Raw genomic sequence first — 11,768 nt, forward strand, 5'->3', positions numbered from 1 at the left:
ATTACCTTAATTGCATATCTTAATTGAACATGATATTTATCATATTCATCGACTTTGAAATAAAAGGCACAAGTGTATTTCGGCACACCGTCGCTCCTGTTCGGCAGTTAATTGCTGCACTCTCAGGGGCAGGGATAATGCAGTCACTCCTCTCTTCTTCTGAATTTCACAAGCACAACTGTTAAAGCAGCGCTCATAACAAGGAGAAGTGTAAATCCGATGAAATTCCGGGAATCCCCGGTCTTAACCGTTGAATTTACAGATTTTGTGTGCTTAATATGTATAGTACCGCTCTTTGATGTAATATTCTCATACGGTTTATTAGCAGTTACATCATCCTCTCTGATGAGAATTCTCGCATGCAAATTCCCTTTCCCTGTAGAAATTGCAATATCGTGATTTCCTGCCTTAAGTGAATCAAGATAAGTTTTCTTGAAGCCGATTATTATACTTCCTGAGCGCAGCGTATATGCGTTCCCATCAGCTACTGTTTGTCCATCCACCATAACTCTGATGTTATTGCTATCATTGTCGAAGTTCAGACCTATTATCTTGAATTCGGCGCCTTTAGACTTACCCTTCGTATATATGATTTGATTACCCTTGGCAACAACTCCGTTATTGATGTTGATCGATGGGTCATCTGCAGTGATGCGTATCTGCGGCTGTGGGATTGGCTCCTCTTCCTGCACCTTGCTAAGTGCATTTCTAATAGCCTCGTGAATGCCGACACTGCTTATAGTAGCTCCTGATATCGCATCAATTCCCAAATCCTTACTGCTGCTGCTATTCTTGACGTCAGACACCTTCTTGCCCTTATATTTTGAAAGGTTCTCGACAGCTTGCTTGAAATACCCTCCGTTATGTTCCTCGTCATCGTTAGGGTCATCTGTAACCGTTCCGTTATTGATAACATGAACGATAATTCCATTTTTGACCCATACCTTTACCTTAATAGTATAAGGTTCGATATAATGGGTCTTTTTAACTCTGAACTCACCTTCATATGCTTTAGCATCCTTAAGCTCGTCTGTATCCTCGTCAAGTGCCTTAAGTGCGACAGATAAGGTATTTATAAGATGTGCTACCTTCTCATCGGAAATATTAATATAGAAAAGATTTTCCTTGGCCTCCTTGTAGGCGGTTTCTACATTTGCCCACTTGTCAGCATCATATTTGTTCTTTTGCGGTTCCAGTTCTTCTTTCTTGAACATCAATTTGCTTAATTCGGATCTTCTCACAATCCAGCGGATCGACTTGATGCTGCCCCTTACACTTGCCTGAGATGCCTCGCTGTCAGCATAGATATTCTTACCCTCCTGCAGCGTCTCATCAAACATTTCTTTGAACTTGGATGTCAGCTTCGTACTGTCTATTTTTTCCGCCTCATCTATAGCCTTCTTAAGCTCTGCCTTGTCAGCGTGATCGGCCTTTTTCTTAGGATCGATAACGAAGGTCTTACCCTGATCATCTGTAAGCCCGTTCGGATTCTTACCTTCAGGAGTGTTCACGACTACGGGTGCGGGATTTTTCTTGCTCGGATTATTTACAAAAGCTTGAAACCCTATATTTTTGAGCGAGGCCGGTGCATCAAGCTCCTTGAACTGATTATCACCGAAGGCTTGACTGCCTATGGATTCCAAACCATCGGGAAGCGTAATTTCCTTTAGCTTGTTATCAGCAAAGGCTAAGCTCTCGATAGTTTTCAGCTTACTGCCTTTAGCAAACTTTACCTCTGTAAGATTGCAGCGTCTGAAGGATGCGTTCATTACAGTTCTCACCGAAGCCGGTATCTCCAATTTGCCCAGTTCGCACATGAAGAAGCACGCCTGATCAATATATTCGATTTTATCGTTCCATTCTATCTTCGTTACATTTGACATCATGAAAACACCCATGCCCAACTTCTTCAGATCACGAGGCATTTTAAACTTGTCGATATTGTTGAACTGGAAAGCATAATCTTCAATTACCGTAACGGTTTCAGGCAATCTGATGCTCTCTATGTCATAGCCTTTATTGAGGTTCCTAAATGCATCTATGCCTATTGTCAGTACTGGTTTTCCGTCAGGAGTTTTATCCGGAATTACCAAATTCTTGTTCTTCTTGATTTTAAGCTGTCCCTGTTCAGAAAAGCCTTTTACTGTTGTATCGTCATATTCAAAATCATCTACAGTCCACTTCTTATAATCAATACCCGGATTTACCCCCGGCTCCTTAGGATCTATCAGATAGTTCTCTGCGTCCTTCAGCTTATTAGGATTTTTACCCGACGCAGTATGGATGATCAGCTTGCCCTTATAATTATCGGAACCGGTATTTGTCGTAAAGGCCTGAGCACCTATTGACTTTAAAGAATCCGGAACAGTGATCTCCTCAAGTCTGTTTTCAGCAAATGCCAGCCTACCTATTGATACAAGATTATTACCCTTGAAGATAATCCTGCTGAGTCTGTTTCCTCTCATCATTGCAGATGAAATCTCATCCATACCGGCAGGCACAACAAGACCGGTGAATTCGTTTCTGAAGAAAGCAGCCGGTCCTACATATTCCATGCTGTCCGGAAGAACCAACTCGCCTCCGCAGCCATTAAATGCAAACGCAGTGCTTCCGATATATACATACCCTTCAGGTATTTTCAGCGTATTCAAACGCTTAGTACCAAATGATCCCGCAAAAGCTCTGTCATCAACTGCCTCAACATTCTTCCCCTTGGTGTCTATATTGGGCAACACCAAATCTTTGTTAGTCTTGACCTTCTCTCTTCCCTTATCGGAAAATCCGGCAACACTATTCAATTCAACAGGAACCTTTTTCCCGTTCTCAAGCTTATTGAGCTTGAGTGTCTTGTATATAAAATCATCCGCTTGCCACTTTTCTTCGTCCTGCTGCGGCAGCTTAGGATCGACTATATAATTACCTCTGTTGACCAGCTTATTCGGATTATCCTTATTAGGAGTCCATAGAATTACTTTGTTTTCATTCGGCTTAAGAGGATTCCTTTTGCCCGGATTGTTATCAAATGCATCCGCCTTAATCCCGTCAATGCCGTTCTCCCTGTTCTTGAGGCTCTTAGGTATGTTTACCTCTGTAAGCTTGTTGCCGGCAAAGGCTTTTGAATAAATATGCCTTACCTTTGAACCCATCTCCACACTTTCGAGGCTATTGTTCATAAAGCTCTCAGGTCCGATCGATTCACAAACCTCCGGCAGCTTTATGTGCTTGAGATTGTTCCCTTTAAATGCTGCTTTTGACGGATATTTGAAGCTGTTAGGTAATGACAACTCGCTTAATCTGTTATCCTCAAATGCAGAATCATTTGCATAGAGCAGCCCTTCGTGTAACACAGCCTTTTTCAAGCCGCAGCTTTTAAATGAATTATTCTGGATATGCGTATAGTTCCCGGGAACCTCAACGCTATCCATCTTTATTCCTTTAAATGCATCTTCATATACCCAAACAGGGATATTGCCCTTTGTATCACGCGATGGGAGAATTACGGATTTAAGGGATTTGAGCTTTTCCTTTCCTTTTTCAGAAAACCCTTTGACTGAATACTCGTAAAGGTAGAAATCATCGTCCGGTGTTCCAAGCTCATAATATCCGTATTCAAAATCTTCAGCACACCATTTATCAAGTGTATATTTGTCCTTTAATCTAACCTCTACGGTCACCGCCTTTTTAGGCATAACAAAGCTGTTGTCCTTCACGGGAACCGTGCTGTATTCACCACTCTTTACCTTGATATCCAGCAGCTCTTTGCTATTGTCGGTGATGGAATAGTTGATCTTTACTTTATCGCCGTCATTAGCCTTGTCTTTCGGATCAGTCGTGACAGTGACTCCCGCATCAGCCTTGACGGTAATATTATACGACTCTTTGACTCTAAGGTATTTAGGCTTTACGTTATTCCCGAATGCCTGAAAATCGACGCTAACGCGACCCTTGTAGTTATCAATCTCGACACTTGTCAATGGATTTCCGCCAAACGCATTGAGAGCAATCACTCTTACCGAATTCGGAATGAAAAGCTCTGTTATATCGTTATAGCAGAATGCATTTGGTTCAATTATCTGTAAAGTCGTCGGAAGTGTAACGGCTGTTAATGCATTGCCCGCAAATGCGCTGTCCTCGATTTTGAGGATGTTCTTAGGAAGTGTTACCGATACAAGCTTTGACGTTGATGATAAATTTCTCTCCAGAAATGCATTTTTACCTATAACCCCAACTTTATTTCCCTTTATAGCATCGGGAATAATCAGATTAAGATTTTTCTTGCGTTTTTCTTTACCGGAATCTGTCAGACCGGTCACCTTGCACACATTTCTCTGAAGTTCATGATCCCACCCGATCTCATACTCGAAATCCTCTTCCTTGTACTTTTCAGAGGGTGAATTCTGCGCTACTATATCATATTTATCCTTGTCTTTCGGATCTATTGCAAGGGTTTCAGGATTCTCAGCCACAAGCTTCAGCTTTCCGTTAGGGTTGCCTGACTTGTTGTTTTCAAACGCATTGAAGCTAATCTTGGTAATATTGGCAGGAACAACAACTTCATCCAGATAGTTGTTTGCAAATGTAAATCCCCATATTGTTTTCATACCCTTAGACAATATGAGTTTCTTTATTTTATTCTTGCTAAAAGCTCCATAGCCTATATTTTGTATTGTGTCCGGGAGCCTAAGCTCGCTAATTTCATTATTATAGAAAGCTTGAGGATCTATTTCCGTCACTGCCGACGGAAAACTCACAGCCTTGATACCTAAGTCTTTAAACCCATTGCTGCCAATTCGGCTTATAGGTGATCCGTGCTGTGTCTTGAGTGCAGGAAAATCAAGTACGCCGTTTTTTGCTTTGAGCTTGGCTTTACCGGACTCTGTCAGGCCGTTGAAATTGACACCGGAGATATAGAAATCATCTTCGTTAAACGGCTGACTTCTCAGGTTCGCAGCACCCTTCTTTATCTCGGTCTTACTCTCTGTGCCTGTCCTGCCATCCGAAGAGATTTGTTTGTCAACATCTTTCCGGACAGCTGTTCTGTCAGTTGAATCTGAAACAACAGGCTCCTTTTTTTCGGGTGCCGCTACAGCATTTTCTGTCACTGGCTGTTCGCTCTTGTCTGCAATCTGTCCGGTCTCGGCAAAAGTGAAGGTTGGACCGAAGCTAAGCGACAGCATTATCACAGTGAGGATTAAGCTGACATTCTTCTTGAAATTTTTCATACCTTATCCTTTCTTAAATTAATAAATAGTGACTGCTACTTACGCCACCCGCACTCCCAATTGGTTGATATGATTAGAAAATCAACGTTTAGAGCTCCGCAGGCGCGTATTAATTAATGCTTAAAGCTTGAGTGATAAAAACTAAAACTACAGTTGGGTTAGAGTTCTCTAACCCAACTGTAGTTTTAGTCTACCATAGCAATAGATATATAATCAAGCATTCTATCTGAAATAAACGACAGGCATATCTTCTAAGTTTTCCATGCCGGTCTGATCCTTTTGTTGAAGCTATTCTCTACATATTTGTTTCCGGATTTATTTCTGGCAATGACGACAATACACGCTGCTTCTGCCGGCGATAGTCGTCCGTTCCAGAGGCCTTCCACACCTAATGCAAGGCTCCCCCGCACGATTGTATACCTGCAGGAATGGAGTGTTGCGATATTCTATCCCTCTTCCTGCCAGATAGTCTGCCGGTGATATCTGATTCTTGTCTATCATAAATCTCATCATCTGAGGTATCTCCCTCGCCAACCTCCTCCACTCATCATATGTGAGCGAGCTGCAAGGCCTAGTAGGAATAATGCCGCTTCGGAACAGGACTTCGTCGGTGTAAATATTTCCGAGCCCTGCGATAACGTGCTGATCGAGGAGTCCCGTCTTGATTGCCGTCCCTCGTTTGGCAAGCCGCTCACGCAAATAATCCGCACTCAAAGTGTCATCCGTCGCTTCAGCTCCGAGCTCGCCTATGCCGGTCGCTGCAAATTCTGTTCCGGTTCTCACTATCCAGATGCCGCCAAAGCGACGCTGGTCGATATAACGCAGTTCCCGCTTGTCGCCGGCTGCACCCGAGAGCTTGAACACAACATGCGTATGTTTGATCTGCTCGTATCCGGGCAGAGTTATGAGCAGCACACCGGTCATGCGAAAATGAACAACGAATTTGAGCTCCGCATCCTCCGAAGTTATCATGTTGAATATCAGGAATTTGCCGCGTCTCAGCACTGTGTCGAACCGGCTTCCAATAGCACATCGACGGAACTCCTCCGGGGCACAGTTCCTGATGACCTTGGCCAGCCCTATCTCCACATCGTCAATCATACAGCCACTCAGCTGCGGTTCCAATATTCTCTTGGCAGTTTCGACCTCAACCAGCTCCGGCACTATCTCCACATCCTTTCTCTCACATAAAAAGCTGCCGCACGGCGTAAACCCGTGCACAGCAGCTATGGTCTATATCTCTCTTCTTCCTTCCATCGCCTTGAGCAGTGTCACCTCGTCTGCATACTCCAGATCCCCTCCGACAGGAATACCGTGTGCAATCCTCGTCACCTTGATTCCGGACGGTTTGAGCAGACGCGCAATATACATCGCAGTCGCCTCACCCTCGATGTTAGGATTGGTCGCCACGATTATCTCGTCCACCTCATCATGCTGCTGAAGACGCGTAATCATAGATTTGAGATTAATATCGTTTGGTCCGATTCCCTCCACCGGAGAAATAGTGCCGTGGAGCACATGATAGAGTCCTTTAAATTCCCGAATCCTCTCCATCGCTATCACATCCTGCGGGCTTTCGACCACACAGATTTTCGTGTGATCGCGCGACTCGCCACTGCAAATCTCGCATGGATCGGTATCTGTCAAGTTACCGCAGATTGAGCAGTAATGCAAGCTCTTTTTGGCATTAACTATAGAATTTGCAAGAGCCTCTGCCTCATGTTCGTCGAGAGCCAGTATGTGAAATGCCAGCCTCTGTGCCGTCTTGCCTCCGATGCCGGGAAGCTTAGATAGCTCATTTATTAACTTGTTCAGTGGCTTAGGATACTGCCTCATCTCTGCACCGGTCCTGCCTATAGTCCCAGTCCCGGGATGTCGAGTCCGCCCGTTACCTTGCTCATCTCGCTCTCTGCGATAGCGTCAATCTGACGCATACCCTCATTGACAGCTGCCATGATGAGATCCTGCAGCATTTCTACATCCTCCGGATCCACTACATCCTTGTCGATGACGAGCTTGGTAACTTCCTTGTTTCCGTTTACTGTCACCTCAACTGCACCGCCTCCGGCAGTCGCAGTAGTCTCCTGCTCGGAGATAGAAGCCTGTGCAGCCTCCATGTCGCGCTGCATAGCCTGCAGCTGTTTCATCTGCTGCTGCATATTGCCGGCTCCTCCACCTGCCTTCTTCTTCTTTCCTGCTCTCATTCCTTTGCCCATGATTTAGTCCTTTCCGGTTATATAATTACCTCTATTTTATCTCTATCTCGGACACTCCGAAATATTCCGCAATATCCTTTGCCGTCTCCTCGACTACCTCATCCTTCGTCTCCGTTTCCTCGACGATATCCTCTGCAAAGGCAGCCTCATGAGGCTCATCTGACTGGCTCAATTCCCTCGCATCCGCAGGGTTGTAGTCAACCGGTTTAAGGTTGATGTAGAAATTCCCTCCATACAGTCCCTTTGTTATCGAGTTGAGTCTGTCAAGCGCTTCATCTGCCATCATCAGCTTAGTTCTCTTGACTTCCACGGTCAGCTCACCGTTATACACGTCCACCAGACGGGTGTATTTAACAACCATCGCCTTGAACATCCTGTCCTCGCTCGGCATCCGGTCGCTTATCCTATCCCACATCTCGTCCAGGTTAGGATTCATCTCATACTCTACTATATGTCTGTCCTCCGTTGCTCCCTCCAGCGGATTAAACTTCGGTTCAAACAGAGGCTTCGGTTCCTCGCCCGGCTTCTGCCCTGATTCGGCTTCTGTGAATTGAACATCGTACTCCCCGTCTGCACAGGTTGGCACCCCCGTCTTTTTCGCTGCGCGCTGCTCCGTTCCCGGCTCTGTCCGGTGCGATGCTGAGTGTGCTGCCGGGCGAGCGTCCTGCCTTGCGGTCGTCCCGGTCGATATCCGCGAGTTAATCACTCTCGGCTCCACCCTAATCTCTGAGCTCTCACCGACTATCAGTTTGATAACTGACGTTTCAAGCAATATCCTCGGCATAGTCGAGTACTTAGCCTTGTTGACCGCATCGGAGAGCAACCTAATACCATAATTTATGTCTTGATCGCTGAACGATTTTGCCTGAATAGCGATACGGGCGGTATTTTCGTTAGAAGCATTTACAAGCTCCGACGGATCCTGCACATATTTGCAGATCATCAGATTTCTATAGTGCATGAGCCAGTCCGCCAGCAGCTGCTTGGCATCCTTTCCAATTCTGACCATGCTGTCTATATCTGCCAACGCGTTGCCGGCCTCTCCATTTCTAATCGCGTCCGTCAGCCGGAGATAAAAATCGTTGCCTACGCCGCCGGTATACTCAAGCACAAGGTCTCCGGTAATCAGCTCATCACCGGCGTTGATGCACTGCTCAAGCAAGCTAAGCGCATCTCTAACCGAACCGTCTGCCTTGCGAGCTATCATCGATAGAGCGTCGGTATCAATCGCTATGTCCTTCTCGTTGCAAATCCTGCCCATACCCTCTACCAGATCATTTTCCGACACGTGCCTAAAATTGAGTGTAAGACAACGTGACTTAATAGTTGGTTTGATCTTCTCCGGATTAGTTGTCGCAAGTATGAATATCACGTGCTCCGGCGGTTCTTCAAGCGTCTTGAGGAAGGCGTTCTCAGCTGAGTCCGTGAGCATATGCGCCTCGTCAATTATATACACTTTGTATTCACCGACTGTTGGCGGATACTGCACCGATTCCGTAATCTGCCTCAGGCTCTCAACTCCGTTGTTGGAAGCTGCATCAAGCTCTACTACGTCAAGGAATCTACCTGCAGTAATTGCTCTGCAATTGGCGCACTCACCACACGGCAGAGCAATGCTTGGGTCATCGCAAGTACAGTTAACAGCTTTTGCAAGGATTCTTGCTGTAGTTGTTTTACCCGTGCCTCTGGTTCCTGCAAATAGGTAAGCCTGGCTGACTGTGCCTTTCTTGATCTGGTTGCGGAGGATCTTGACGATATGCTTCTGCCCTATGATTTCCTCAAAGCGCTCCGGCCTTTCAGACCTGTACAATGCTAGATGCATGTCTTTACCTCCTGGTTCACTCGCCTGTTCGCCACCATGTTGATGGCCATATACTAATTGAGCTCTTAGGTACCTTGCGGCCGATAGGAGGCTAATCTGCGGCACATGAGATGTACCGCTTAATGCTGCTTCCTCTCGGACCTGACATGGTTCACGGTTTCCCATTGCGCAGGACCCCCCATAAACCGCAAGCTGCCTAAGAGCACTTTAGTATTATATTATCTATATCAACCAGTGTCAATCAATCGTGTTGCAGTCGATCCGGCCAAATTACAGGATTGTCAGACATATGTGACAATCCCGGACATCCATCCTATGTTCTTATCTTCCATATCTAATCCCTTGTTTAAAGGCTATATGCTATATAATTACAGCCTTCGATCCATCCCTCTTGTAGGCTGTGTCGTGCAAGATAAGTTTTCCGTGTATTGCATTTTGATGTCCGGTTATCGCCAGCGGAATAAACAGAGATTTGACGAGGTAAAGCACTATAAAACCCATGAACAGCACGCTGCTTTTAATGTCATAGTGATTTACGAGCCCCTCATACAGTATTGCTCCGTTTAGCAGTACATTTGAGAGAGTCGCCAAACTTGCCGGCAAAATATTGCTGCGCAATTGCGGTTTAAAGAGCTTTATCACATACAGGCTGAGCACTGAAATATTATAGATACATATCGGTTTCAGTTCTTTTCTGTAGATGATTAGGCTCTTTCGATTATAGAAGAGGTAACTCGCTTTTGGTTTCAACGCTCTATACTCGTTTACCCAGACATGAGCGACAGAGTTTATATCATCCCAAGGTACGAGAAGATCTATCTTTTTGATGTATATTCCTGAACCTCCAACCGAAAACTTCCAGCTTGTAAAGCTTAAAATAACGGATAGAGCTATCAGAACGCCAAAACCTCGGCACGCAAACTGTCCCGGTGTCATGCTGATTTCTACTTTACCGAAGCTGATGGTGATTGCCTGATCTCCTACTTCATGGTATGCAATTACATACAAGCTCGTAACGGCAAACATCAATACAAATATAAAGTATCTAAAATAAATACTGTGAAGTTTGATCCCTTTTTCCATTTATATATTCCTTAAAGCCAATATAATTCAGCTAAGCTGTAGATTTAAAACTCTAAACTGATTCACATAGTCGTTTTATCACACGAATTTCACACAATCAAATCTGTATGTTCTAAGTCCTTGAATGCGATCTTGACCTTGTTTAGAATGTCCATATACAGCCCCCTCAAGAAGTTTTTACTGTTGATTCGTATATCTAGGTCGCCATATAACACCATGTAACAAAGACACTCTCTGCCAATAAACGGTGACAATATATAGCTATATAGCGGGGGGTACGGACATAAACCTAGTAGTTCCCCGTTCCAAAGGCTTCTGCCATATCTCTATCCATGAAGAAATGTAACCCCGGGGAGTCATCCATCCAACCGTAGGCAGAAAATCCGTTATCAGGATACACAGTTTTCCCCACTTCATAAACGAAATCATGGTCTACCATTGCTGTTTCCCAAGTAAAGTCCTGCGTACGTTCTGAATTTGTAATAGAGAGAACCTTTGCGAATTCGGCTCGTCCTGCATCAGCCGGAACCAGAAGTTGGATAACCCGGTGATTAGCACCAACCTTCCAACAGATGAAGGAACCCTTTTGGGGAACTGCATCACCAAACCACTTTGTTTTTTCGTTAACCTTCACATTTTCCAAATTGCTGAATTCAAGGGCGGCATAGTAGAAATTCGTGCCGGAAAAAAGCTGATGTTAGATAACGATACTTCTAAGACACAAGTAAATCCAACATTTTTATAACAGCATACAAGCTGGTATTGTACAAAAAACTGAATATATCACATACCAAGCGGTGATTTTTCGCTTCTGTCAAAGGAAGCATAAGGACACCGCTTTTTTCATGCCCATGTTACGAAGTAGAGGCATATACAGGCTTGTAATACAAGGCTTTTTGAGGGCGGTTTTGACAAAGTAAGGGTAATATACCTTTTCTTTCAAAATCGCCCTTTAACTGCGTAACAAATAAAAACGAAAGGAGCAGAAATCATGGCAGTTTTCAGAGTAGAGAAAAACAGAGGCTATACCGTCATGAGCAATCACCACCTGCGAAATAAGGAACTGACCCTAAAGGCAAAAGGCTTGCTTTCTCAAATGCTGTCGCTTCCGGAAAACTGGGACTATACCCTTGCAGGACTATCCCATATCAACAAAGAAAGTATTGACGCCATTCGCACAGCAGTTTTGGAGCTTGAAAAGGCAGGATATATTGAAAGGTCACAAGGCAGAGATGAAAAAGGGAAAATGACAGCCATTACCTACACCATTTATGAGCAGCCGATTAGTCCGGTATTAGACCAGCCGGTATTAGAAAATCCAACATCAGATAAGCCGATATTGGAAAAACCGAAAGCGGATAATCCGACATCGGAAAATCCAACGCAATTAAATAAAGATATACAAAAAACTGATCTATCAAAAAA

The 11,768-nt window shown here is 44.6% G+C and carries 8 protein-coding genes and 1 other RNA gene; 1 reads left to right on the forward strand and 8 read right to left on the reverse strand.

Annotation, left to right across the window (positions count from 1 at the left end; translation table 11 throughout):
* Positions 1 to 143 precede the first annotated feature (143 nt).
* From HMPREF1152_RS01240 to HMPREF1152_RS01270, 8 genes are all read right to left on the reverse strand, one after another.
* The gene (locus HMPREF1152_RS01240; protein WP_009643333.1) at positions 144 to 5,222 is read right to left on the reverse strand and encodes a leucine-rich repeat protein; all 5,079 of its coding nucleotides are present in this window, start codon (positions 5,220 to 5,222) and stop codon (positions 144 to 146) included.
* Positions 5,223 to 5,537: 315 nt separating this feature from the next.
* Positions 5,538 to 6,443: a bifunctional DNA-formamidopyrimidine glycosylase/DNA-(apurinic or apyrimidinic site) lyase gene (gene mutM / locus HMPREF1152_RS01245; RefSeq protein WP_198004061.1), complete on the reverse strand. Its 906-nt coding sequence runs from the start codon at positions 6,441 to 6,443 to the stop codon at positions 5,538 to 5,540.
* A 12-nt stretch (positions 6,444 to 6,455) separates the two neighbouring features.
* Entirely contained in the window at positions 6,456 to 7,058 is a 603-nt protein-coding gene (recR, locus tag HMPREF1152_RS01250) for a recombination mediator RecR (RefSeq protein WP_009643307.1), read from the reverse strand.
* Positions 7,059 to 7,075: 17 nt separating this feature from the next.
* Entirely contained in the window at positions 7,076 to 7,438 is a 363-nt protein-coding gene (locus HMPREF1152_RS01255; RefSeq protein ID WP_009643313.1) for a YbaB/EbfC family nucleoid-associated protein, read from the reverse strand.
* 31 nt (positions 7,439 to 7,469) lie between these two features.
* Positions 7,470 to 9,260 carry a DNA polymerase III subunit gamma/tau gene (gene dnaX, locus HMPREF1152_RS08840; protein WP_009643305.1) on the reverse strand — a complete coding sequence of 597 codons (1,791 nt, stop codon included), beginning with the start codon at positions 9,258 to 9,260 and terminating at the stop codon, positions 7,470 to 7,472.
* Positions 9,261 to 9,308: 48 nt separating this feature from the next.
* Positions 9,309 to 9,477, reverse strand: an RNA gene (gene ffs / locus HMPREF1152_RS09200) — signal recognition particle sRNA large type.
* Between the two features lie 143 nt (positions 9,478 to 9,620).
* Positions 9,621 to 10,343 (reverse strand): hypothetical protein, encoded by a 723-nt coding sequence (locus tag HMPREF1152_RS01265; RefSeq protein ID WP_009643303.1) that lies wholly within the window; start codon positions 10,341 to 10,343, stop codon positions 9,621 to 9,623.
* Between the two features lie 289 nt (positions 10,344 to 10,632).
* Positions 10,633 to 10,977 carry a DUF5758 domain-containing protein gene (locus HMPREF1152_RS01270; protein ID WP_009643312.1) on the reverse strand — a complete coding sequence of 115 codons (345 nt, stop codon included), beginning with the start codon at positions 10,975 to 10,977 and terminating at the stop codon, positions 10,633 to 10,635.
* A 357-nt stretch (positions 10,978 to 11,334) separates the two neighbouring features.
* Here HMPREF1152_RS01270 and HMPREF1152_RS01275 point away from each other — a divergent pair.
* Positions 11,335 to 11,768 (forward strand): helix-turn-helix domain-containing protein (locus tag HMPREF1152_RS01275; RefSeq protein WP_009643294.1); only part of this gene is annotated, 434 nt, incomplete at its 3' end.

This window comes from Mogibacterium sp. CM50, assembly GCF_000293155.1.
In the GTDB taxonomy this organism is placed as follows: domain Bacteria; phylum Bacillota; class Clostridia; order Peptostreptococcales; family Anaerovoracaceae; genus Mogibacterium; species Mogibacterium timidum.

Excerpts from the sequence above, each read along its gene's own strand:
- HMPREF1152_RS01240 (WP_009643333.1), bottom strand. The coding sequence starts at position 5,222 with ATGAAAAATTTCAAGAAGAATGTCAGCTTAATCCTCACTGTGATAATG.
- recR (WP_009643307.1), bottom strand. The coding sequence starts at position 7,058 with ATGAGGCAGTATCCTAAGCCACTGAACAAGTTAATAAATGAGCTATCT.
- HMPREF1152_RS01255 (WP_009643313.1), bottom strand. The coding sequence starts at position 7,438 with ATGGGCAAAGGAATGAGAGCAGGAAAGAAGAAGAAGGCAGGTGGAGGA.
- dnaX (WP_009643305.1), bottom strand. The coding sequence starts at position 9,260 with ATGCATCTAGCATTGTACAGGTCTGAAAGGCCGGAGCGCTTTGAGGAA.
- HMPREF1152_RS01265 (WP_009643303.1), bottom strand. The coding sequence starts at position 10,343 with ATGGAAAAAGGGATCAAACTTCACAGTATTTATTTTAGATACTTTATA.